General features: G+C 45.1%; 16 protein-coding genes. 15 read left to right on the top strand and 1 reads right to left on the bottom strand.

Translation table 11 applies throughout. From position 1 onward, the window contains the following. Window positions 1–171 precede the first annotated feature (171 nt). The 15 genes from L6I86_RS01015 to L6I86_RS00945 all read left to right on the top strand — a co-directional run bounded on the left by L6I86_RS01015 (window position 172) and on the right by L6I86_RS00945 (window position 24,556). Window positions 172–465: an HPr family phosphocarrier protein gene (locus L6I86_RS01015; protein ID WP_236284054.1), complete on the top strand. Its 294-nt coding sequence runs from the start codon at window positions 172–174 to the stop codon at window positions 463–465. Between the two features lie 33 nt (window positions 466–498). After that, a complete protein-coding gene (locus tag L6I86_RS01010) occupies window positions 499–1,392 on the top strand; it encodes a LysR family transcriptional regulator (protein ID WP_236284053.1) in 894 nt (297 codons plus the stop codon). A gap of 134 nt (window positions 1,393–1,526) precedes the next feature. Continuing rightward, on the top strand, window positions 1,527–2,861 hold the full coding sequence (locus L6I86_RS01005) for an LLM class flavin-dependent oxidoreductase (protein ID WP_236284052.1): 1,335 nt from the start codon (window positions 1,527–1,529) through the stop codon (window positions 2,859–2,861). A 32-nt stretch (window positions 2,862–2,893) separates the two neighbouring features. Then, the gene (locus L6I86_RS01000; RefSeq protein ID WP_236284051.1) at window positions 2,894–4,546 is read left to right on the top strand and encodes an ABC transporter substrate-binding protein; all 1,653 of its coding nucleotides are present in this window, start codon (window positions 2,894–2,896) and stop codon (window positions 4,544–4,546) included. A 21-nt stretch (window positions 4,547–4,567) separates the two neighbouring features. Further along, on the top strand, window positions 4,568–5,494 hold the full coding sequence (locus tag L6I86_RS00995) for an ABC transporter permease (RefSeq protein WP_171631346.1): 927 nt from the start codon (window positions 4,568–4,570) through the stop codon (window positions 5,492–5,494). Window positions 5,495–5,533: 39 nt separating this feature from the next. After that, window positions 5,534–6,427, top strand: coding sequence for an ABC transporter permease (locus L6I86_RS00990; RefSeq protein WP_236284050.1), 894 nt, complete (start codon window positions 5,534–5,536; stop codon window positions 6,425–6,427). A gap of 17 nt (window positions 6,428–6,444) precedes the next feature. Continuing rightward, window positions 6,445–8,544, top strand: a complete 2,100-nt coding sequence (locus L6I86_RS00985) for an ABC transporter ATP-binding protein (RefSeq protein ID WP_236284049.1) — start codon at window positions 6,445–6,447, stop codon at window positions 8,542–8,544. Window positions 8,545–8,578: 34 nt separating this feature from the next. Next, window positions 8,579–10,054, top strand: coding sequence for a protein adenylyltransferase SelO (locus L6I86_RS00980; RefSeq protein WP_236284048.1), 1,476 nt, complete (start codon window positions 8,579–8,581; stop codon window positions 10,052–10,054). 181 nt (window positions 10,055–10,235) lie between these two features. Next, window positions 10,236–12,053 carry a cache domain-containing sensor histidine kinase gene (locus L6I86_RS00975; protein ID WP_236284047.1) on the top strand — a complete coding sequence of 606 codons (1,818 nt, stop codon included), beginning with the start codon at window positions 10,236–10,238 and terminating at the stop codon, window positions 12,051–12,053. A gap of 34 nt (window positions 12,054–12,087) precedes the next feature. Next, the gene (locus L6I86_RS00970) at window positions 12,088–13,626 is read left to right on the top strand and encodes a response regulator transcription factor (protein ID WP_236284046.1); all 1,539 of its coding nucleotides are present in this window, start codon (window positions 12,088–12,090) and stop codon (window positions 13,624–13,626) included. A gap of 296 nt (window positions 13,627–13,922) precedes the next feature. Next, complete coding sequence (locus L6I86_RS00965; RefSeq protein ID WP_420851832.1) at window positions 13,923–14,777, top strand: ABC transporter permease; 855 nt, start codon at window positions 13,923–13,925, stop codon at window positions 14,775–14,777. A gap of 2 nt (window positions 14,778–14,779) precedes the next feature. Beyond that, window positions 14,780–15,646: a carbohydrate ABC transporter permease gene (locus L6I86_RS00960; protein WP_236284045.1), complete on the top strand. Its 867-nt coding sequence runs from the start codon at window positions 14,780–14,782 to the stop codon at window positions 15,644–15,646. A 65-nt stretch (window positions 15,647–15,711) separates the two neighbouring features. Next, the gene (locus L6I86_RS00955) at window positions 15,712–17,292 is read left to right on the top strand and encodes an extracellular solute-binding protein (protein WP_236284044.1); all 1,581 of its coding nucleotides are present in this window, start codon (window positions 15,712–15,714) and stop codon (window positions 17,290–17,292) included. A 78-nt stretch (window positions 17,293–17,370) separates the two neighbouring features. Next, entirely contained in the window at window positions 17,371–24,174 is a 6,804-nt protein-coding gene (locus L6I86_RS00950; RefSeq protein WP_236284043.1) for a polysaccharide lyase family 8 super-sandwich domain-containing protein, read from the top strand. Window positions 24,175–24,235: 61 nt separating this feature from the next. Then, window positions 24,236–24,556, top strand: coding sequence for a helix-turn-helix domain-containing protein (locus tag L6I86_RS00945; protein WP_236284042.1), 321 nt, complete (start codon window positions 24,236–24,238; stop codon window positions 24,554–24,556). A 204-nt stretch (window positions 24,557–24,760) separates the two neighbouring features. On the opposite strand, the gene L6I86_RS00940 is transcribed toward L6I86_RS00945, so the two are convergent. Then, window positions 24,761–26,227, bottom strand: a complete 1,467-nt coding sequence (locus tag L6I86_RS00940; RefSeq protein ID WP_236284041.1) for a right-handed parallel beta-helix repeat-containing protein — start codon at window positions 26,225–26,227, stop codon at window positions 24,761–24,763. Window positions 26,228–26,494: the final 267 nt, after the last annotated feature.

The raw sequence follows: 26,494 nt of genomic DNA, 5'->3' as shown, positions 1-26,494 counted from the left end.
ATGGAAATTCACGAAAATGATCGTTGACAAAAGGTTGTCTGACTTACTATAATTTAAATACAAGTAAATTAATCGGAATTATCGGAATCAACCAGATAACTGGAGATGCTTCATCCTTATTAGGATGTTTGTGTCTCTTTTTTTCGATAATAGCTTAGAGGAGGAGTTCTTATGAAAATAGATTGGACATTTACGTTGGATCAACCTTGGACTCTGGATCGCGTGTTGAATTTTGTGACCATGGCTAATCAATATACGAGTCAGATTTATTTAGGTTCGCACGGAGAAAAGGTGAATGCGAAAGGCTTACTAGGCATCGTATCTTGGAGTATGTCACTTCGTAAACAATCGACCATTGCTCTTCAACTTGAAGGAATCGATGCACAGGAAGCGTTCGAGGGTGTATCTACCTATCTACAAAATCAGGATGATGCTTTACATACAACGTACTCTCGTAGTTCTTGATGATAGGTAAGTCGGAGAGGAAGTCATGCTTAAATGAATATTGAAAATATCGAAGCATTCGTCTATGTCATTCATTATAACAGTTTCAACAAGGCAGCGGATGCGTTGTTCTTATCGCAGCCTTCCGTAACAGCCCGAATTCAATCATTGGAACGTGATTTAAACACGTTACTCTTCGAGAGAGAAGGTAGAAACTTCACACTGACAGATAAAGGAAAGCAGTTTCTTCCCTTTGCGGGGCAAATCCTCCAATCCTATAAGAAGGGGAAGCAACTGCTCCAACATGTCAATAAGGATTACAATGAACTCAGAGTCGGTTGTACCGTTTCTGTTTCCAATTATATCATCCCCGAAATTCTTCCATGGATAAAAAACAAACATGTTCATCTTCAGATTAAAGTAACGACAGCACCAACAGAGGCTATTCTGGAGATGCTTCTCAATAAAGAAATCGATATCGGTTTTGTTCGAAATGTGACTCATCCCCATGTAGACATTCTGGGTTTTTACGAGGATCCTATCCGTCTTTTCGTTCATCCTAGCCATCCTTTTGTGAAAAAGAAACCTTTGACGATTAATGATGTAGGTCGCGAATCGCTGGTGTTCTTTGAGTGTGGATCACTCGATTGGGTGAAGATCCATCGGCTTTTTGCAACACTGGATCATCCTCCACAAATTGAGTACCAAATCGATAACCTGGAAACAGCCAAGAAGCTTGTGGCCAAAGGCTTGGGGATTTCTTTTCTGCCGGAACTGTGTGTACGTCAAGAAGTGAAAGAAGGACTGCTTGTACCTATTGATATTCAGGCGTTAGGAGGTCTCTCTTTGCGTACAATTCTCATTACATTGAAAGAATCAAGCCTCGATGTTTCCCACTTATTTCTGGACATATTGAAAGAATTTGATTGGAAAATAACCGCTACATAGAACAATTCTATTCATCAATAGAACATCTTTATCTAAGATTGACCGTCCCATTTGGCGGTGATACAGTAAGTACAAAGCTTAAACCCAATTAAACCAATAGGAATTATTGTTAATTGAAAAAGGGAGGAATTAGGATGCCGAAACAAAAACAACTAAAACTTGGGGCTATCATTCATGGAGTTGGTGGCAATATGTCATCATGGAAACATCCGGATGCGATTGTGGATGCCAGTGTGAATTTCAAGTATTACAAAGAACAAGCACAGAAAGCGGAAGCTGGCAAATTTGATTTACTGTTTATCGCTGACGGATTGTTCATCAATGAGAAGTCGATTCCCCATTTCTTGAATCGGTTTGAGCCGATTACTATTCTTTCCGCACTTGCTTCCGTAACTTCTAAGATCGGTCTGGTAGGTACGCTATCTACGTCTTACAGTGAACCCTTCACAGTGTCGAGACAATTCTCCTCACTTGATCATATCAGCGATGGCAGAGCAGGTTGGAATGTGGTCACTTCCCCACTGGAGGGCTCAGCACTAAACTACAATAAGAAGCTGGAGGAACATCCGGATCATCCTAAGCGCTATCGAATTGCATCTGAATATCTACAGGTATCCAAAGGATTATGGGATTCATGGGAGGATGATGCTTTTACAAGGGATAAACAATCGGGAGTATTCTTCGATCCGGATAAACTCCACCGTTTGGATCATAAGGGCGAATTTTTCTCCGTACAGGGACCTCTTAATATCGGTAGATCGAAGCAAGGCAGACCGGTTATTTTCCAAGCAGGATCATCGGAGGATGGGAAAAATTTAGCTGCTAAAGAAGCTGATGCGATCTTTACAGGTCAACCGACAGTGGAGGATGCGAAACGCTTTTATGAAGATGTAAAAGGCAGAGCAGCTAACTTCGGTAGAAATCCCGATGAAATTGTCGTTATGCCAGGTATTGGTCCGATCATTGGCGTTACAGAAGAAGAGGCAGAGCGTAAATACCAGGAAGTCGCCAACTTGGTGACGATCGGAGAAGCACTTGCGTATCTAGGTCGTTTCTTTGAACATCACGATTTCACGCAATATGATCTGGATGCTCCTTTCCCAGACTTGGGCGAGTTGGGTAAAAACAGCTTCCAAAGTACGACGGATCGCATCAAACAAAATGCGCAAGAACAAGGGTTAACCCTTCGACAAGTTGCCTTGCAATCCGCAACTCCAAGACCACTTTTTATTGGTACTCCGATACAAGTAGCAGATCGCATACAAGAATGGTACGAGAGCGGCGCAGCAGACGGATTTATTGTTGGATCGGGCGTTCCGAATGGTTTGAGCGATTTTGTAGATCTGGTCATTCCTATTCTACAGGAACGTGGCATTTATCGAACGGACTATGAGTCGGATACGCTCAGAGGAAATTTGGGTCTTCCTTTTCCAGCAAATCGCTATGTGAAAGAGACTGTAAGTAACTAATCTGATAGATAAATTAAGGGGGAGAGTAGAATATGAATAGATCAAAAGGTTGGATTAAGTTTAGTGCGCTGTCGTTAGCCATTGCACTTGTATTAACGGGGTGTGGTTCAGCAGAAAAAGGAAGTTCGGATGCCTCACAATCAGTGAGTCCTAAGCAAGAGGGCAAACAAACAGCGGTGGTTGGCGGAGAGCTTACTTATGCGCTGGCAACTTCCCCTGATTCTCTAGATCCGCATCGCAGTGGCCTTGCCGTAGCAGTAAGGGTACTTCGCACCATTTATGATAGTTTGGTTGTTCAATTACCGGATGGTTCGATTAAACCGTGGCTGGCAACCGAATGGACGGTTTCTCCTGACGGTCTTAGTTACACGTTCAAATTAAGGAAAGACGTTAAGTTTCATGATGGGACGCCATTGAATGCCGAGGCTGTGAAATACAATTATGATCGGATTCTTGATCCAGCAACGAAAGCGGCCAACTCAGTGGCTTTACTTAAACCCTATAAATCTTCAGAAGTCATCGATGAGTTCACGATAAAAATCAATCTCGAAACACCTTCCAGAGCATTTCTAGGTAACCTGAGTCAAGCGTTACTTGGTATTGTTTCACCAACAGCGGCGAAGAAATACGGGGATCAATTTGGTAAAAATCCAGTTGGTTCAGGTCCATTCTCATTTGTGAAATGGGAAGAGAATGCTTCCATTCAAGTTAAGCGTGGTCCTGATTACAACTGGGCGCCGGAGATTGTGGAAAACAAAGGGAAGTCATACTTGGATCAAATCACCTTTAGTATTGTTCCGGAAGAAGCGACTCGGATCGGCAGTGTTCAAAGTAAGCAAGTTCTTGCTGGTGAGACGATTCCCCCGCAAAATATTGTTTCGTTAAAGACGGATTCCAGTATCCAAGTTCACCAAGTTAATACCAATGGATTGCCTTATACGTTATTTATTAATCAACGAAAAGCGCCTTGGGGTGAGGTGAAGGCCAGACAAGCGCTTCAAGCAGCGATTGATGTGGATGCAATTGTCAAAACACTTTATCTGGGGACATATCCACGTGCTTGGTCACCATTATCTCCTGGTGTGTTCGGTTATGATGCTTCCCTAGAAAATGGGGTTAAGCCGGATCTTGCGAAAGCGAACAAATTATTGGATGAACTCGGTTGGCTCAAGGGAACAGATGGCATTCGTGTAAAAGATGGCAAGAAGCTTACTCTGCATTACGTAGATGGATCACCTAACCGTGAGAAACGCAATGATATTGCTGTCATCATTCAGCAACAGTTAAAACAAGTAGGTATTGTGGTTGAAGTAGAAATTACAAAGGATACAGCCAATGTTGTTTATACTAAAGGTGACTATGACATCTATGGAAACAGTCAAGTGAACTCGGATCCCAATGCGCTCTATGCCTTCTATCATACAAGCGATCCGAAAGCTCGACCAACGCTTCCAGGACTTGCAGATCCACAAGTAGATAAGTGGCTGGAACAAGGCGCGATTGAACCTGATGATAAAAAGAGAGCGGACCTGTATAAACAAGTCCAGAAATCCATTATCGATAATGCGGTCATCATTCCTATTTATGTGTTCCCTTATACGGTAGCCGCATCGAAGACCGTGAAAGGGTTGAAATTTGACTCGTTAGGTTATCCGCTCTTTAATGATACGTTTATTCAAAAATAATGCTATAGGGAGCTAATTGGTATGAGCAGGATATTAACGGAGCGGCTACTAGTTTCATTGCTGGTCATTCTTGGTTCCTTAATCCTTGTTTTCTGTATTTTGTATGTGCTGCCGGGAGATCCTGTGCTTTCCATGATTGATCCTTCCTCCATGTCACCGGAGGCAATTGCAAATTTAAGGCATCAACTCGGCTTGAATGAACCCTTCTATGTGCAATTTGGACATTATTTCATGGCCATGATCCATGGGGATTTCGGTAAATCTTTACTAAACAGTGAACCAGTGTTGCCCAAAATTCTTAAACATCTCCCAGCAACGTTGGCACTCACTTTAGCTAGTACGCTTATATCCACGATTATCGGTGTAGGGCTCGGTGTTCTTTCAGCCGTACATCGCAATCGATGGATCGATGTATTAGCTCGCATTGTCGGGTTGTTCGGTATATCCATGCCGACATTCTGGTCCGGCATTCTGTTAATCCTTATTTTTTCCGTATCTTTAGGCTGGTTTCCGGCCATGGGTTCAAAGGGATTCATCACACTTGTCCTTCCTTCACTTACACTCGGATTCGTGGGAGCTGGATTTATCGTTCGGATGGTGCGAAACTCGATGCTCGAAGTCATCAATGAGCACTTCATTGTGACCCTGCGAGCCAAAGGATTATCGGAACGATTAGTGATGTATCGACATGCACTTCGCAATGCTTTAATTCCTGCGGTCACGATCATTGGCATTCACATCGGAGATTTGATGGCAGGAACCGTTGTGATCGAAACCGTCTTCTCCAGACAAGGGATTGGCCGAATTCTCGCAGATGCCATTATGTCCAAAGACTTGCCTGTTGTGCAAGGTGTCGTATTTTTCTCGGCAATCATTTACGTCATCGTAAATTTGTTAGTTGATATTTCTTATGTATTCATAGATCCACGGGTTCGCCGAACACAATAGTTCGGATATGAAAGCATGGTGGAGAGGAGAAAGATGACGATGAAAGATGTTCTTTCTGCGAGAACGATTTGGCTCAAACATAAGTGGAATCTTCGAATCACAAAGATACCCAGAGCATGGAATGCTTCAGAAATTTTAGTTTATCTAGCTGCGATTATGGCTTTGTTTATTATTGGCTGCGCGCTTTTTCCGCAATGGATTGCTCCGTATGCACCTACAGCGATGCTCGGTGATCAAATTATGCATGCGCCAAGTAAATCACATTTGTTTGGAACGGACTATTTTGGCAGAGATGTGTTCAGTCTTGTCGTATATGGCAGTCGTGATTCTCTCATTATTGGTTTCTCCTCTGTACTCGCAGGAGGCATCATTGGAGGAAGCATTGGTGCACTATCTGGCTACATTGGCGGCGTAATTGACACGATCTTCATGCGGATTATCGATGTGCTTATGACGATTCCAGGTATTCTATTGGCACTAGCCATAGCTGCTGCTCTTGGTCCTCATTTATTTAATCTGATCTTTGCAGTTGCAGCTGCTTCCATCCCGCAATACGCAAGGGTCATGCGAGGTCAGATTCTGAGCATCAAGAATCGCTCATTCATTACGGCCTCTCGATCGATAGGCGCTTCTTCCATGCGTATATTTTTTCGCCATGTCCTAACGAATGCTTGGTCGCCACTCTTGGTCATGTCCACGATCGGTTTAGGTGCATCCATTCTAGTCGGTGCAGGTCTAAGTTTCCTTGGATTAGGCGTGCTCAAAGAGATTCCTGATTGGGGATCCCTCCTCTCACAAGGACGGGGTTACCTCACAGTGGCTTGGTGGATATGTACATTTCCCGGCCTCGCGATCACGTTATTCGTCATATCCGTTAATTTAATCGGAGATAAACTACGTGACTCGCTAGATCCAAAGCAGAGAAGGGCATAGCTAGGAGGCGGCGCAAGTTGAAGCAACTGCTTGAAATTGACAAATTAAGTGTACAATTCACAACCAATAAGGGATCGTTCACGGCCATTCAAGACGTCTCTTTGAAAATAGGCGTAGGTGAAACCATCTGTCTAGTCGGAGAATCCGGCAGTGGTAAATCGGTTACTTCAAAATCCGTCATGCGCTTAATCGATTACGAAAATGGTCATATTTCCGGTGGTCAAATCGTTCTCGATGGCGAAGATTTAACGACGTTGTCACAGAAAGATCTTCGGGCATTACGTGGGAAAAAGATGGCTATGGTCTTCCAAGAGCCCATGGCTGCATTCGATCCGGTCTTTACGATAGGTAGTCAAATTACCGAAGTGATTATTCAGCATAAACAAGGGAATCGGGAACAAGCCTGGGAACGGGCAGTGTATTTATTAAAGCGTGTAGGCATCCCGGAACCGGAAATCCGAATGAACCAGTATCCTGGCGAGCTTTCTGGCGGGATGCTGCAGCGTGCAATGATTGCTATGGCGCTCACCTGTAGTCCGCAACTGCTTATTGCGGATGAACCAACAACTGCGCTGGATGTAACGATTCAGGCGCAGATTCTTCACCTGCTGCAGGAGCTTAAAGAAGAATTCAATATGTCCATCCTTCTTATTACTCATGATTTGGGGATTGCGGCAGAGATGGCAGACAAAATCATCGTGATGTACGCGGGACAAATCGTTGAGCAAGCAAGTGTCGGGCAATTGTTCGCTAAGCCCCATCATCCTTATACGAGAGGGTTACTTCGATCCATTACGACGATGGATAGCAATCGGTCATCCCGATTGTTCTCCATTGAAGGGACGATTCCCCATCTATCGGATCTGCCATCGGGTTGCCGTTTTCACCCAAGGTGCCCTTTTGCGACCGAACGCTGCGTGAAAGATAGCCCTCCCTTACGGTTCGTGAATGAACGTCTGACTGCCTGTTGGTACGCGGAAGAATTAGTTGAGCATGCAGATTGGCAGCAACATGCAGCGATTGTAGAAACGAAGATAGATACCAACATAGATACCAACATAGATACCAACATAGATACCAACATAGATACCAACATAGATACCAACATAGATCACGGATCTCCCGCTATCGCAGGGGAACAAATTTTAACGAATGAGACGCTTTTCGAGGTGAAAGGGTTAAGTAAATTTTACCCCATAGGGAAAGGAACATTCAGTCGTTCGAAGTCCTACATTCGTGCGGTTGAAGATGTTTCCTTTTCAATTAAAAAGGGCGAGACATTTGGTTTAGTTGGTGAATCGGGCAGCGGCAAGTCTACCTTAGGCCGGGTGTTGCTACAGTTGGAGAAGGCAACCGAGGGAGAGGTTCTGTTTGAAGGAGAAGATTTATCTAAACTTTCGAGCAAAGGACTGCAAGACGCACGCCGAGACATGCAGGTCATTTTCCAAGATCCTTACGGTTCTGTGAACCCGCGTTGGAAGGTTGGCGATATTATTGGTGAACCTTTTGATATCCATGAATCGTTAAGCAAAACTGAGAAGCGGGCCAAAGTAGAAGACTTATTGGAGTTAGTTGGGCTGAATCGTTCCGTGTATGATCGGTTCCCTCATGAATTCTCGGGAGGGCAACGACAGCGAATTGGTATTGCTAGAGCCATCGCGCTCAATCCTAAGTTTATCCTCGCGGATGAGGCCGTATCTGCATTGGATGTATCCGTACAGGCTCAAATCATAAATTTGATGCAGGATTTGCAGAAAAAGCTGGGATTAACGTATTTATTTATCGCCCATGGCTTAAACATTGTTCGCCATCTATCTGATCGTATCGGTGTGATGTACTTGGGGAAATTGGTTGAAATTGCACTTAGTGAGGAGCTGTTTCTCCATCCTTCCCATCCCTATACGAAGGGTTTGCTTTCTTCTATACCCTCGACGGATCCTACACAAAAAAGAGCGTGGATCGAGATCGAAGGGGAAATCCCTTCTCCTGCGAATCCGCCTTCTGGCTGTAGATTCCACACGCGCTGCCCAGCGGCAACCGCAAGGTGTAAAGAAGAGCAGCCTGCCTTATTGCCAATCAGGGAAGGACACTGGACGGCCTGCCATTACCCTTTGTAAATCTAGCAGTAAAGCAACAGGAGAAGGAGACATGATGTCAGAGAAACAAGCTAAGAAAGATGCGGGATGGAATTTCGACAACAGCTATTCGCGGTTGCCTAAATTGTTTTATACCAAGATTAATCCAACTCCTGTGAGCTCTCCGAAGTTAGTTATACTGAATGCTCCATTGGGTGCAACCTTGGGGTTGGATGAGGGGGCGTTGCGAAGTAGTGACAGCTTAGCAATATTTGCAGGGAACCAGATGCCTGATGGAGGGCTGTCCATTGCGCAAGCTTATGCTGGGCATCAATTTGGACAGTTTAACAGGCTAGGGGATGGGAGAGCTCATCTCCTTGGTGAGCAGTTGACTCCCCAAGGAGAACGAGTTGATATTCAACTGAAGGGATCAGGTAAAACGCCATACTCCCGCTATTTGGATGGGAGAGCGGGACTTGGACCGATGCTGCGCGAGTATATCATTAGTGAAGCTATGTGTGCACTAGGTATTCCAACTACCCGAAGTTTAGCGGTTGTTTCAACAGGTGAAACTTTCCGTCGTGAAACGGAACAATCAGGTGCAATTCTAACCCGTGTCGCCGCCAGTCATATTCGGTTTGCAACCTTTCAATATGCTTCGCAATTTGGCACGGTGGAAGAGCTCCGAGTATTAGCTGATTATACGTTAGCCAGACATTTCCCAGATGCCGATGGAGCTGAGAATCGCTATCTAGCGCTGCTTCAAGAGGTGATTAAGCTCCAAGCGCAACTAATTGCCAAATGGCAGCTCGTTGGTTTTGTTCACGGAGTCATGAACACAGATAACATAGCCATCAGTGGAGAAACCATTGATTATGGTCCTTGTGCCTTTTTGGATGCCTATGATCCAACGACGGTATTCAGCACCAGAGACACGGAGGGCCGCTATGCCTTTGGTAAACAGCCGGAAATGGCTGCTTGGAATCTCACTAGATTTGCTGAAACACTCCTACCCTTACTGCATGACGATGAAAAGCAGGGTGCCAAACTAATCGAGGATGCGATTGCACAATTTTCTGAGCAGTATCACGCGAATTGGCACGCGGGTATGAGGTCCAAACTGGGGATATGTCATGAGGAATCAGAGGATGAATCACTGATTGAAGGACTACTGAATGTCATGCAGACATATCGAGCGGATTACACGAATACGTTTCGTGCATTAACTTTGGATAAACCTGAGGATACATTGATGTATGACAAATTTGATTTCAGGCAGTGGTATGAACGATGGCAGGCTAGATTAAGTAGGCAGCATGAAACCAAAGCATACTCGCATCAACTCATGAGGAATCATAATCCAGCCATTATCCCACGTAATCACCGGGTAGAAGAAGCACTAACATCAGCGGTCAATCAAGGAGACTATCGTGTGATGGAGCGGTTGCTTCGTGTTCTGTCAAACCCCTTCGCATACTCCCCTAAACAGGTTGATTATGCCAATCCAGCTGAGCTAACAGCCTGTCCTTACCGAACTTTTTGTGGTACTTGAGAAATGAAAATGATACAACTTATGCTTAAGTTACAAATGAATGTTGGAAATTAGATTGGCCTTACGATTTATCGTAAGGCTTTTTAGCAACGTTGTAGCATTCTTTTTCCTGTATTGTTGCTTCAAGAACGTGTATGTTACTATTGGAGAAACAACCATAACATACCGAAGGGGAATACCTATGGCCCTAACGAAATGGATCAAACGGCTGAATATCATTGTGCCGAGTATGAAGTTGAATCAGAGGTTTTTGGCCAGCTATCTCTTCGTTTGTATCATTCCGCTATTAATTGTAAGTACAATCATTTATTACCAATCAGCTAATAGTTTGGAAGAAGCTTCGCAAGAGTTTGCTGCGCTGTATACGTCGCAGATTGAATCGTCGATGAATGACTTTCTTCAGGAGTATGACAGGGTGACTAAGACGGTTCTGATTGACAACGATATCCTGTCTCGCTTAGGCGAAGAGAAGCTTCCGATGGCAGAATTGATTGTTAATAATAATATGATCAACCGTATTTTAATGAGAATCGCATTACTCAAGCCGGAAATTAGTTACATGACGCTGATTACGAAAGGGAATAATGTCTATCATTACTCCAATACCTCCAGCGTGGTGAATGAAAGTATTTTGCTACAGCAGGATTGGTATAAGAAGAGTATGGATCCGGAGGAGACGTTGTTCATCACACCTTTGCACGACCGGTCCTATTACGAGGATAAAGGTGAAGGCGCGGTTCTGACGGTCGGCAGAGTGTTGCTTAACTCTAACGGTTCTTACGCCGGCGTCCTGTTAATTGATATGGACCCATCCCATTTGCTGAAGCTGAATGAGAATTTTATAGTGGCTCGAGATCGTTATGATATGCGTGTTATCGTCAGTAACAAAAAGGGAGAAATGGTTTACCACTCCGACCTGACCAGCGGTAAGACAAACTGGAAACAGCTCTCTGCTAGTCAGAGCAACCCTGCAATGGAAAAGAAAGACGAGAAAATGATTGTACTGACCGGCAGTATGGTATCTAATCAGCTAGTCGTTAGAACGGAAATTCCTCGTGATAAATTGCTGCTGAAAATCGGGAATATGAAAGTATCGACCATTCTGGTCATTGCCATCAGTTTTTTGTTTATTATTGTGATCTCGATTGCAATGAGTTCTTATATTACTAGACCAATTATGAATCTTCGAAGAAGCATGAAGCAAGCGGAAGCAGGGCTATACCACCCGATTGAGCTGAAAATTTCTAATGACGAAATCGGTAGTCTGATACATAGCTATAACAAGATGATTATCACCATTAAGACGCTTATTGAAGAAGTTTATTTGGCAGAAATCAAGCAAAGGCATGCCAAGTTTCTTGCGCTTCAGCACCAAATCAACCCGCACATGCTCTACAACACGCTCGAATCCATAAGAATGAAAGCGCTTGTAAAGGAACAAGATGAAATCGCTGGCATGATTAAGATTCTCGCTCGTATGTTCAGATTGTCATTGGGGAAAGAAGCAGGTCTTCACTTGGTCAGCAATGAAGTCGATTATACGATGAACTATTTGAAGCTTCAAAATATTAGATTCGACGACCGATTCAAGTTACATGTTCAAATGAGCGAAGAAGTATTGCAATGTCGCATTCTGCCACTTATATTCCAGCCTATTGTTGAGAATAGCATCAACCACGGTTTTCACGATTATAGCAAGGTTATGAATATTTATCTTGAAGGAACCATTACAGATGATAACGATCTCAGGATTCGAATTTCGGATGACGGGGAGGGTATGGATACGTCACAAGTCGAAGAACTGAACAAAAATCTGGCAGAGGCAGAAGCGAACAAGCTGAAGTTGGATGACTTGATAGAAGCCTCGGGGATGAGTATAGGCCTGAGAAATATTGCGGAGCGGATTAAGCTGCAATATGGAGATCGGTATGACATGACGGTGAATTCCTTGCGGGGCGAAGGAACAGTTGTTGAATTTCGTATACCCAGACGTGAGTAAGAAGGAGAGACTTTGACGCAAAGGGGGAGTTTATATGAGGCTGGTCATTATAGATGACGAGAAAGGCATCGTAGATGGATTGAAAACCATTGTACGGCGCTATCTGCCCATTTGTGAGGTGGTCGGAACGGCGCACAATGGGATCGAGGGTTTTAAGCTTGTTCAGGAGGTGCAACCGGATATCGTTATAACGGATATCCGAATGCCGCAAGCCGACGGTTTAGAGATGATTCGCAATCTGACAACTTCCGGCTGTAAGGCCAAGTTCATCATCTTAAGTGGTTATGCTGAATTTGAGTATGCTAGAAGAGGGATCGAGTTAGGGGTAAAGTTTTATATCACCAAGCCTGTTGAAGAAGAAGAACTCGAAGAATGCGTAACCAAAGTCATTGCTGAGATCCATATGGAGAATGTGCAAGCACGGCATGGGAATGACTTAATGCTGAAAGATATTCTGATGAGTGGATATAACTCCGCAACACATGAGAGCCAAATATTGAATTTGCTGCATGTACCCGTTTCAGGTCATCATTGCGTATGCGCATTATTGGAGTTCGGTAGTGAACCAGGCAAGTTGCAAGAGGAACGTATCTTAGGCAGATTGAGTGAAGACTTAAGCCACTACGATCAGGTGCAAGCATTTCGTTACGAAGGATCTCAGTTTGCAGTCATTATAGTGAGTGAGAAGAGTATCAATGAATCCAATCTGTTGCGTGATCTGAAAACACTGCAAGAAGCGTTTAATCAATTCGGGGGGATTTCGGTAACAGTGGGGATCGGTCGGTCTTACCCAGCGCCGAACGGATTAAGCACTTCGTTCGAAGAGGCGCAACAAGCGCTGCGTTATAAGTTGATTAAGGGCATTAATGCAGTCATTCCATACAAGGAAACAGAGCGGATTTTCGACAGCAGCATAATCGTATCGGAAGAGGATATGGCCATATTGGAGAAATGCATTGAAGATATGGATACCGAAGGTAGTAGCGCCGCCATTGAACGGATCTTTCGGATCATCGAAGCGGAGAATAGGTTGAGTCTTGCCGACCTTCAGCATCAAATCTTGATTATTCTATTATCCAGTATGAGACGAATGTCTTTTATGCAACTACAGATGAACGATTCCCTTGGCAAATACATTCTTTCCCAGGATGAAATATCCCGTTTTAACACATTGGAAGATTTAAAATTATGGTTGATTCAAGCGACTGAACGTATCATTGAGCATAAATTGATTCGCGGTACGCCGAAGAAAAAAGATGTAATTTCCGATATCAAGGAGTACGTAGCAGTCCATTATAATAGCAACATCACCTTGGCGGACTTATCTGCCAGATTTTTTATTAATCCCTATTATTTGAGCCAGCTTTTTAAGGAAAAGACGGGGGATACCTACTTAAGCTATGTGATGGGAATCCGTATCAAGAAAGCGAAAGAGTTGTTAGAAGAGACGGACTTGAAAATATATGAAATTTGCCAGATGGTCGGTTATGCAGATACAACTCATTTCAGTAAGCTATTCGAAAGGATGAACGGCTGTACACCAACCGAATATAGAAAAAAGTGTAAAATATAACGAATAAAGTGGCACCCCTTCTTCCTTGCCTAGGAGAGTTGGGGTGTTTTTTGTCAGAAAACTTAAAAGTACCCTAGTGTAAACTTAAAAACCCCCCTTTGAGCTTTTATTATAATCAAGGTATATTTTTATCATGAAAACGGATTCAATTAGACAGAAAACATGAAGGATGTGGAGAGAACCAAATGAACAGCGCAATGTCTGTTGCTGGCAAGGAGAAATTGGCAAAGCGAACGGGAGTACGTCCTGTCTCATTGCTTTGGCACAATATAAGAAGCTATTGGCCGCTTTATGTGATGGCTATCCCTGGTATGGCTTTTATTATTATTTTTAAGTACATTCCATTAACTGGATCGCTTATCGCTTTTCAGGATTACTCGGTGTTTAAAGGCTTTATGGACAGTCCTTGGGTTGGTTTCAAGCACTTTAAGACTTTGCTGGATTACCCAGATTTCAATCGGGTGTTTACCAATACACTCATTTTAGGCATATTAAAGACGCTGTTCGTATTCCCCGTACCGATCGTGTTGTCCCTGATGATTAATGAGGTCAGGAAGGCTGCACTCAAGAAAGGGATTCAAACTGCTTTATATATCCCGCACTTTCTATCATGGGTTATCGTAGCAGGAATCGCTTTTGATTTGTTCGCAATGAGTGGATTGTTCAATATGGTCATCGGTTGGTTCGGCTTTAATCCAGTTTTAGCCATGCAAGAAAGTTCGTATTTCCGGCCAATCTATGTTCTTACTGGACTATGGAGAGATGCCGGATGGGGCACGGTCGTCTACATGGCGGCGATCAGTTCAATTGATCCGCAGCTGTACGAATCGGCTATGATGGATGGCGCATCGAGATTCAAACAGATGAAACATGTGACATTCCCGTTGCTGCTTCCGACGATCCTTGTTCTGTTTCTATTGGAAATCGGGAATTTTATGGAACTAGGCTTCGATCATGTATATAACCTGTTGACGCCAATGACATATAGTGCCGGAGATATCCTAGATACTTATGTGTTCCGGACGGGTATTCAGCAAGCGCAATACAGCTTTGCGACAGCCGTTGGATTATTTCAGTCAATCATCGGATTTATCCTGGTTTACACGTTTAATCGATTGTCCAGGAAAGTTTCAGATGGGGGGCTTTGGTAATTATGCATTTGTCCAGAAGTGAAAAGGCGTTTGGATATGGAATCTTGGTACTGCTTTGTATCTTCTCTGTCATTGCCTTGATTCCACTCCTGTCGGTCATCTCAATCTCGTTCAGTTCGAGCCGGGCCGTGGATTTAAACCTAGTGACGATCTGGCCCAAGGGATTCACGTTTGACTCATGGTCATATTTGCTTGCGCGATGGGACTTGTGGAGATCCTTCATCTTGACAGTGTTTACAACCGTTATCAGCACATTTCTCGCCTTGCTGGTCACTGCACTCTTAGCGTATCCTTTATCTAAAAAAGAATTTCTTCCCGCAGGTATTCTCATGGTCGCGGTGGTCATTACGATGGTGTTCAAGGCGCCAATCGTCCCATACTTTCTTACGGTACGAAGCATTGGCTTGTATAACAATCCGTTGGTGCTGGTCATTCCTCATATATTAAGTCCTTTTAATCTCATTATTATGAGGACATTCTTTAAACAGTTCCCGAAGGAACTGGAGGAAGCGGCTTTTATGGAAGGTTGCGGCTACTTCCGAATGTTGTTCTACTTCGTGCTTCCGCTATCCAAAGCTGTGTTGGCGACACTGGCTTTATTCTATGGGGTTGTCGTGTGGAACCAATTCCAACATCCTCTCTTTTTCATCCAGAATCCGGATTGGTTTCCGCTCCAGTTGAAGATCAGACAGTTTATAACCGATCCGAATGAAATGCCTTTTGTCGAGTCCATTATGGATATTAATTATAGTGAACGCACATTGAAATCTGCTACTGTTGTATTTGCCATTATCCCAGTTGTTCTCGTCTATCCTTTCGTGCAGAAATACTTTGTCAAAGGAGCCATGATCGGCTCAGTGAAAGGGTAATCCATCACGGTTTAGAAGCCCCAAGGGCTATTAAATATGAATACCAATATAGGGGGAATACACGAATGTCGTGGAAGAAGCTTAGTGTAATTACGTTAACTGCAGCAATGGCGGTATCCGTATTCAGCGGCTGTGCCAAGAAAGAAGAGACAGGCAGCCAAAGTCAATCCAAGAGCCCATCTGCAACAGCTGCAACCGAGGAACTGGTAGATCTTGAAGTCTGGTACTCGAATCTCGGATTTAAGCCAATTGAGAAAGGCAGCAAGCTATATGAGTTTTATAAAAAGGAACTCGGTGTCGGTGTCATCCACCCTTATGTGGAATGGAACGGCGGGACATCTTACCTGAATCAATTGAATTTGAAAATTGCAGCGAATGAAATGCCAGATATGTTCTTTCCACAACAAGGTATGGAAGCAAGCCTAGCCAAGAATGGTGCTATTGCGGATTTGACGGACCTCCTTCCCAAATATGCACCAAATCTATGGAATGCGATTCCCAAAGATGTGTGGGATATTGTGAAGGCTAACGATCCTACAGGTCAAGGTCGCATTTATTATGTGCCTGGTGTGCTGGATTATGGAAGAATGGGCGGACTGATCCGTAAAGATTGGCTGGATAAAGTCGGATTGCCGATGCCGAAGACGCAAGAAGATTTTGTCAAAGTGCTGGAAGCATTCAGGGATAAGGATCCGAACGGTAACGGCAAGAAAGATGAACTTCCGACAGGCGGTCGTGAGCAGGCAGCATGGATGGATGAATTGTTCGCCATGTATGGCGTAGCTATGAACGAAGGTAAACCGGACTGGGACATCTACGATGGGAAGTTGACTTACGCAGCTGTGACGCCAAATATGAAAGCATCGTTGGAGTTTATTGCCAAGCTGTATAAGGACGGATTACTGGATAAAGAGACCCTTTTGAATAACAAGGCGCAATGGGACGGCAAAATCGATTCCGATAAGGTAGGCATTTATTATCACTGGGCTGAGGATGCTGGTGGACATGTGGAGAAAATCTTCAAAAACACCAACGTGAAGGGTGACTACTCTGTTCTACCTATTCCAGAAGTACCAGGATTCAAAGGTTTCTATACACAGAAGAAGATGGGGAGCCCGATCTGGGTTGTCAAAAACAATAAGGATCAGAAGAAGCTGATGGCTACCATGAAGCTTTTGAATAATCTGTATGACAAAAGCAAATGGGAGAATCTATTCTACGGTGCTGAAGGTATGCACCATGAAGTGAAGGACGGCAAAAAAGTGTCCATCGCCCCAGATAAAAGCACGCAAGAGAATAAGCTGTTCCAGCCGTTTAACGATCTAGATACGTTGGAATACAAAACCAATTTGTTGAAAAATGCGACTTCACCTGAGCGTCTATGGGCGTTAGGGCAAAATACAAGAAACATGGCGGAGAATCAGAAATACGTGAAAACGATTGCGGGAGACGGTTTGCCTGCAAGTATCTATGATGGCTTTGCTGATATTAATAACCGTACACTGTATGTTGAGTACGCGACTAAGATTATCCTTGGGCAATACCCGATCAGCAAGTTTGATGAATTCGTCGAGAAGTGGAATAAGTCCGGCGGTGAAGAAGTAACGAAGCGTGCAAGAGAGTGGTATGCCAAAGTAAAAAAATAAGATACGGATGATGAGTTCTCAAAGAGGCAGTCCTATGATCATGGGCTGCCTCTCCATTTTAGAAAGAGAGGTTTAACAATGGAAATATTTGCAAGAAGAGGCTTGTCTGCTGTGTTAGCCTTGACGATTGTTATCAGCATGTTCGCTGGACTTGGCGTTCCTATCGCGAAAGCTTCTGCCCAGCAATACAATGTAATCGCTTCCCAAGATAACTTTGTGAGGAAAACGGTTTCTAGTCCCGATTATAGCAATATGATTAATGGTGGGGATGGCGCAAATAAACCTCAATACCTGAACGTCAAAGAAGCTACAAGGGAGGCTTATCTGCAATTTAATCTAACCAATTATCCCGAGCATATCACGTCGGCTACTTTGTACTTGTACGGTAGAAACTCTGAAACTGCACCTAACACGGTAACCGCAAAGGTATATGGCGTGAATACACCGAATGCCGACAATTGGAATGAGGGCACGATTACTTGGAATACGAAGCCTAGTCTCGGGAATAATGTAATCGGTTCCATGACATTCCCCCCTAACCTATCAGGTTCTGCTTGGGCAAGCCTAGACGTGACCGCTTTTATCCAAAGTGAGCTTACTGCGAATAAAATTGCCACTTTTGCCGTAGCGGGCTCGAATGCGTTGATCCGACTTGAATCGCATACCACCAGCGTTAATGATACAACAGGCCAAAAAGCCAAACCGTATCTTGTAATTAACGGTACGCCTGCTTTGAAGACAGTTACACTACAATCCGACGCATCATCAATCGGGCTGGGCCAGACGACAAACCTCACACAAACGGGGATGTTGGATACGAATACGCTAGCAAATTTGTCCGGCGCGACCGTCCAGTATTCGAGCGATAGTCCGCATATCGTAATTGATAACCCCTCTGTTGGTGTAGCTAGGGCCGTCTCTAACGGCACCGCCAATATCACAGCATCCGTCACACTGGATGGTGTCACAAAGACGGCTACCATTTTGCTCACCGCTGACGGTGCAGCACCTGCCGAAGTTACTAGTCTGTCGGGAAGCTTGGTTAACGGTGAGTACACGCTGACTTGGACGGATCCAGTGGATGCCGATTATGCAGGTGTGAGCATTTATAATGGGAGCACGATCCTCGGCACTGTCGCCAAAGGCAATGGTGCCTTCCAAGCAGCCAATCTGAATGCTGGACAGTCCTATACGTTCACTTTGAAGACAACAGATATGGCGGGCAACCTCTCGACGGGAACAAGCTACACGTTCGTCTACGAGGAGCTGAATATTCTGAAGGAGGTCATACTGTCTCCTAGCACGGATATGGTGAAGCCAGGACAAACCGTTTTGTTTACTGTATCCGGAAAGATGAAAGACGGATCTACGGCGGATCTGTCACAGGCTAACGTTACCTATGTTAGCAACAGCGGCAGCCTCGCGTTCGCGAGTGCAGGAAATAGTGTGGCGAACGCGGTCTATGCGGGACCGGCCCATATTAAAGCGATTGTTTCGCTGGATGGCATTACGCAAGAGTCGTCACCCGTGTTGATTCGGGTGTACCCTGTTGCTCAAGATCAGTATGATGAGCTGAGACTCAAGTATGCTCAGAAGCTGACCGGCTACGACCCCGACGATTCGTATGATGTGAACGATCCGGATATCAATCTGATTATCCGTTCCTTGGACGGCAATGCCAAAAACTACTGGGACTCGCTGAATATGACGACCTACACGTGGGCGGATTTGACGTCAACGACCAAGTCGGTAGAATTGGCGACAGCATCGTCCAGGCTGAGAGCGATGTCTAAGGCATGGGCGACTTACGGTTCGGTTTATTATCAAAATGAGGCGATGCTTCACGACATTATCGAGAGCTGGGATCGTTTCAATGCGACGCGCTATAACGAGAACATCGCCATGTATGACAATTGGTTCGATTGGCGGGTCAATGTGCCCAACAATATTAATGACTCCATGATCCTTTTATACGAGACGATTCCATACAGCGCCCATCCTGATCTAATCGATAAGTTGAACCGGGGGATTGATAAGTTCGATCCTTCGGCGTCTTACACGGGGGCAAACCGCGTGTACATCAGCAAGGCTATAATTCTGAGAGGAATTACTGGAAAGAACAGCGGTAGAATTCAAATGGGCTCCGAAGGATTGACGGATGTGTTCCCGAATGTGAAGTCCGGTGACGGATTCTATGATGACGGTTCCTTCATTCAGCACGATTATTTCCCTTATGCCGGTGGATACGGTAAAGCGCTTCTACAGGACATTACGGATACCTTATGGTTAGTAAGCGGCAGCGAATGGGATAATGAAGATCCACAGAAGTCGAATATTTTCGACTGGTACTTTGAAGCGTTCGACCCCAACATGTACGAGGGACAAATCATCAATGCGATCGACGGCAGGGAAATATCCAGAGAGTATACCTTCTTAGGATATGGCATCGTCAATGCGCTGCTGACACAGATTGAACTAGCGGGAAACCCATTTGTGGATAGGCAGAAAAGCGCGATCAAATACCATATTGAAAACGCCAGCGTCCGATCTTTTCTGAGCACATCAACCATCTGGAGTATGCAAAAAGCTAAGAAAATTCTAAATGACCCGACGGTTCAGGCTTACACGCCGCCGAGTGGCAACTTTAATTTCTACAATCAAGACAACGTGGTTCACAGAGGCAACGACTGGCTGTACAGCATCTCGATGCACTCTGACCGCATAGCGAACTATGAGACTGTAAGCAATGAAAACCTGAAGGGCTGGTATGAAGCCGACGGCATGACACAGCTCTACCTAGATCCCTTGGATTATCTGTCTGTATTCTGGACCACGGTAGATCCAAGCCGTTTGCCAGGTATTACTGTCGACCGAGATGTGAATCGGCCTGCAGCTACATCCGCCAACCGTCCCTATGTGGATATTAGCAAGTTTGCAGGTGACGGAGAGTTGATGACAAACAATTGGACTGGCGGCGTATCGATGGATCGTGAATACGGTACGGCAGGAATGGACTTCAAACAACATCATTATTCGGATATGGATGTTTCGGCTAAGAAGTCTTGGTTTATGTTTGACGATGAAATTGTGGCGTTAGGCGCAGGCATCAATAGTTCCTCCGATAGACCGATCGAGACGATTGTCGACAATCGTCCCTTGAATGCGACTGGTGACAATGCGCTAACTGTCAATGGGACGGTTGATCATACGTCCATGGGACAGCAAACGCAGCTGGACGACACCCAGTGGATTCATCTTGACGGTACAGGGGGATACGTATTCCCCGGTGGTTCGGATGTTCAGATGTTAAGAGAAGAGCGGGAAGGCAAATCGAAAGATATTAACGAGAAGTTCTTCTTCCCTGGCTATGACGAATTCAACAGTGTCAACCGTGCAACCAACTGGTCATGGCTTCGTGAGGACCGGACGCATTATACGCTGACAGGTACCGAGCTGCAAATTACTTCACAGCAGGGAACCTTGCGTGAGGGCGCCAATTCTACTCCGAACCTGTTCCAGACCGCAGCTCCTAAGGAAGATTTCTATTTAACAACGTCGTTAGATTTCACGCCGACGCAGCAGGGGCAGGAAGCAGGTATCATCATTCGCAAGGATGACGATAATTATGTATCCGTGGCGAAAGGGATGACCGCTCAGGGCAGCCGAATTATCGCCGTCAACGAGATCGGTGGGATTGCTCAGGCTGTTGACTTCCCTATCCCTACAGCAGTGACGGGGGATGTATTCCTGAAGATTGACAAGAGCGGCGACCAGTACACAGTTTATGCCAGCGGAAGTGAAGCGTCTTGGGGCGAACCGCTTTACACGTTTACGAACTCCTTGGCCGGTACGGATCGGCTCAACATGGGTGTGAAAATGGGGCTCTATGCGCAAAGCGGCACAGGCACTAACATAGAAGCGATGGCTAGCTTCGACTTCTTCCATATCTGGCATACGCGGAATTACATGACGCTATGGTTGAATCACGATGTTCAACCTCACGATGCGGCATACAGCTATATTCAGCTACCCAAGAAGGACGCAGCAGATGTGGCTGCCTATAGTGCGACACCAGATGTAACGATCCTATCGAATACCTCTGATGTGCAGGCTGCAACGGATACGACATTGGGCATCACAGGCATGAATTTCTGGAAGCGAGGGATATTGGGCAGCGTAAAAGCGAATGATCCCTCTTCCCTCATGGTAAAGGAAGCTGGAAATGAACTGCAGCTAGCGGTTTCTGATCCGAGCCACAAGCAGAATAAAATCAGCTTCGAGATCAAGAAGCAGGGCATAGGCGTGATCAGCAAGGATAGTACAGTGACAGTACTCCAGCTGTCTCCGACGATCAAGTTCGAGGTGGATACGACGATAGACCCAGGGAAAACTCATAACGTGAGTTTCACGTTCGATCCGTCTACTGAAGTCACTGACTTTACGATTCCTGTTCTGGATTCGGCAGAATTTGATGCTGAATTCCGTGTTCTCGGAATTGGAAGCTCCACAGCTGTGGTGTTGAACGCAACCTTGGATGATCAAGGTGCGGTGGATGTAAGTCAGGCAGGCGTATCGTATTCCAGCAGTAATGAGACAGTTGCTGTTGTAGATTCGGCAGGAACCATCACGGCAATCAGTCCTGGCACAGCTGAGATTGAAGCTGTAGTTGATCTGAATGGAGTTACGAAGACGGCAAAAGTGCAAGTGCTGGTACCTTCGGCGAATCCGACGGCAACGACACGGTTTCCGGGCAAGGATACGTTTGTCCGCTCCGGTATTTATCAAGAGGATACGTATGGCAACGATACGAAGCTGTATGTGAAGAACGCGGGGGGAGACGATTTCCGGGAAGCTTATTTTACATTTGACTTGAGCGGTATTGCTGGAGAGATTGAATCGGTTAAGTTCCATGCGACAGGAAAATTGGAAGATACCGGCGGCACCTTCGTCGACACCGTTGTGAAGCCTGTTCTCACTAGCTGGGATGAAGCTTCGGCTAAGTATACAAACAAGCCGTCGCTGGGCAAGGCGATTTCAGGAGAAAATCGATTTACGAGTATAGAAGCTGATAAAAGCTACGATATTACAAATTTTGCGAGGGAGCAGCTGAGGAACGGATCAACGCTGGATCTGGCGCTTGTTCAGGAAGTGCTTGTTGGGCGGAAAATGTTTGTATATTCTAGCGAAAACACAAACAAACAGCCGTATCTCGAAGTAGTTACTCACACCTATGACAGAACTGTACATGATGCTTCTATTGACCCGATTGCAGTAAATTTCGATAAAAATGTGGACAGCGCAGAATTCAAGGATATCGCGATAGCGGTATCCTTGAATGGCAACCGTCTGGAAAGCATCAGTGATGGAAGTACAACATTAGTGGAAGGAAGGGACTACTCGGTTGTCGGCAACCGGGTTACCTTGAAAAAAGCATATCTTGTTGCGCAAATGTTAGGTTCTTTGGCACTGGAATTTGAATTCAGCGCAGGGGCTGATGTATCGCTTGTGGTTACTATCACGGATACAACGCCTCTGCCTAGCGCTGGAGGAGGCGAACCGGATGAGGAATCAAGTTCGGCGCCAAGCGCCCCAACCACGCCAGTCACACCTTCCGATTCCGATCCTGTGCTTGTGAATGACGTCGACGGCGTGAAAGTGACAGGTGAAGGGGAAACGGAGACGCGACCGGACGGTACCAAGATTATCAAGCTGCAAGTCAGTTCGGAGACATTGACTCAAGCCTTTGAAAGGATCGAGGGACAATCGCGGCAAATGATTACGATTCATGTGGATGCCGAGTATGCGGGTATGAGCGTAGTGCTGCCTGCATCAGCGATTACTCAAGCCGCCAATAATACACCATTGGCGGCTATCTCCATCCAAGCTGGCAAATACGGTTATGTATTACCAGTTAAGGCGATTCAGCTGGCAGATGCGGCGAAATCGCTAGGAACTGATGTCAAGGATTTAAAAATCGTTGTCTCCATCATGCAGGTCGATGACACGGAGAGCAAGGCCATTGAAGACAGCTCCCGTGTTGCCGGGGTTAAGCTTCTGGCAGCACCTGTCGACTTTCACGTCAGCGTGGAAGGCAACGGGAAGTCGCAAGTTATCGACAACTTCGGCAGTACGTATGTATCCCGTTCCGTTGTTATAGACGGATCTGTGGACATCGATCAGACGACGGTTCTACTCTATGACCCGGCAACTGGCAGCCTGACTTTCGTCCCAGCCACTTTTAAGGTCAAGGATGGCCAAACGACTGTAACTATTATCCGTAATGGAAATAGTATCTACACGATCGCCGAAACGAATAAATCGTTCATGGATCTTGGACAGCATTGGGCGAAAGCGGATATCGAACAGCTGGCTTCTAAGATGATTGTGAACGGCGTAAGCAAAGATGTTTTTAGTCCGGATCGACGTATGACACGTGCTGAGTTTGTCACTTTATTGGTAAGGGGGCTTGGCCTTACGGAGGATCGAAGCGCGTTGCGCTTTGCGGATATTTCTAGTAGAGATTGGTTTGCCGGATCAATCGGGGCAGCTGTGAAAGCTAGGTTAATCGACGGCTTCGAAGATGGAACATTTCAACCGGACGAAACTTTGACACGTGAGCAGCTAGCCGTTCTGATGGTTAGAGCAATGGCAACGGTAAATGGGAAAGAGAAAGCAAGTGTAAACAGTAAACGCATACTTAACCAATTTACCGATCGAAATGCTATTTCCAACTGGGCGGTCACAGCTGTTGGCGAAGCATTGAACATGAACATTATGAGCGGTATGACAGATACTGCATTCGAGCCTTCCACGGAAGCAACGCGGGCTCAAGCTGCTGTCATGATGAAGCGGGTATTACAGCATCTTGGGTTTATGAATTAACTGACATGCGCCACAGCTGAAATCTCTCGGCTGTGGCTTCTTTCGTAAAGGAGGGAGAGCTTTGGAGCGACAATATCGATATTACCATCGAATCATAGCCTATATGGAAGGGAATTATATGAAGGATTTGTCTTTGGAGCAGCTGTGTGAAGAGGTTTCCTTAAGTACCACCTATGTCAATCATATTCTCAAAAGCTGTACCGATCGAACTTTTATCCATGTACTAAATGAAATGCGGGTTAAGAAAGCTTGTGAGTATCTGGAGGAAGATCGGTTGAAAGTCAGAGAAATCGCAGAAAAAACGGGGTTTCGAAGCTCGAAATATTTCATCAAAATCTTTAAAGATATGCAAGGGGTTACACCTGGACAATATAAACGCTGAACTACTACGAGGGACAGCAGATTCTTCCGCTGTCCCTCGTATTTTCAGTAGGGGTTGCGAAGTTTCCCTTTATATAATATAGCCTGTAGTTATTTTTGACTATTTTATCTGATCTGAACAAACAAGGCAGTTTTAACTACATATTTTCCAGTTAATCAAAATTCGCAGCCGCACATCCTCGCTGGACTTCACTAGTAGTTTTTATCATTGATTTACGTTACCTGATATGACGCTCATGAACGATTCACCGTCCAAATAATTAGGAGTAACGCGGCCGTCGGTCATAGTGTTATTCGTAACTTGGACATTGCTGATGGACCAGGTGCCAGTCGCTTGAAAACAAGCGATCAAGCCGTAACTGTTTCCGTCAGTGATGGTTAATTGGTTATGATCTATGTAGAAATTGTTGAAATAATTGTCAGCAGGCTTGCCGCTCGTATAATTGATAGCAATTCCGGAAGCCTTGGAATTGATAGCTGTGTAGGAAACTTGCGAGATGATATTATTGATGATATCCAATTTATTGCTGGTGCCTTTTGGATAATCCGGCCAGTAGGCAATGGATGCGTGTTTGTTGTTGTACAGGGTATTCCCTTTAACGACGCCCGTGCTGCGCATCGAAATGGCGGATCCGTCAAGACTGTCGTGAATGCGATTATTTTGAATGGTCATATCTGGAGCCTTCGCATAGATGCCGTGGTATGGAGCGCTGGAGGAGAACGGATTGCGTCCCGTACTATAAATATCGTTATTGTCAATGAGCACGTTGGCATTATCGGCTTCTACCGTAATGCCGTTGCCGTCTACATTGTAGATCTGCGAGTTCTTTACCGTGATATTGCTTCCGCCATAAATATGTATGGCATGCGCATGAAAGTCAGTGCCTGTCCAGGTCAGCTCCTTAATCACGGAATCGTCGACCACAATATTATCAGACCTGTACAAATACATCCCCATACCAAATTCATTGCCATTGTCGGTGATGTTCCTCACAGTCGAATTTTTTATTTGAATATGGTTGGAATTGGAGATCAGCATACCTAGATCATTGCTTACATTATGAATGGTGGTGCCGATAATCAAAATATTCTCACGAGATGCAACTTCCAAACGTGTGGTCTTGTCTACATTTTGATATACCCAGTTCCATGAACCTGAGGGCCACCCCGTTGTATCCACCGATGTCAGCTTCCATTGCTGCGTAGTCCAGCCACTATACGTTACATTTTTCACTGTAACTCCGTTACCAGCGGTATCTCCGGTCAGCGCTTTCCCATTACATTCCAGCTTGAAATTCCCGTTCCCCAGATCCGTAATGGTCCACTGTTGTGTGGTCCAACCGCTGTAAGCTGCCGTTTTTACCGGATCCCAATCGGTGGAACTGTTCAAGGTTAAAGCTTTGCCAGCCGCCTCGATTTTATACTTTCCATTTCCTATGCTCGTAATCGTCCAAACACTTCCGCCTTGCGTGGCGTTTTTGCTGTAATTATTCACATTGCTCCAATCCGAGATGGATGTCACCTCTGCGAAATAAGCGTCATTGTTGTGGCTGATCCGGACTTTGCCGGTTGGCGGTTCAGCAGCACTACTTCGTGTTGGATTCCATGTAACCGCTAACAAAAGTACGAACGCCAAGAGTGATAGTAAGGCATACTTGCTCTTCATGGACATAATCATTCTCCTCCCATACTCATCGTTTAATAGCTTGCTCAGTGAATAGATCCACCTGTAGTAAGGATAAACCGCAGAAGGAACCGCGTAAATTCCAATATATCGAAATACATACCTTATTTTAAAACCCGGGAAACTTAATTAAATAGGGAGACAGAATACATAGATTCCCTAATTTGCAGGTACAGTCTACATATTGATCAGTGCCATTCCAGTTTTTGATGATGAGTTTGGGTTTTGACGATTTCCTATTTGTAAGGGTTTCCA

Source organism: Paenibacillus allorhizoplanae (assembly GCF_927798215.1).
Lineage (GTDB): Bacteria > Bacillota > Bacilli > Paenibacillales > NBRC-103111 > Paenibacillus_E > Paenibacillus_E allorhizoplanae.
Note: the sequence above shows the minus strand (reverse complement) of the source record. Positions and strands in the feature narration are given on the sequence as shown.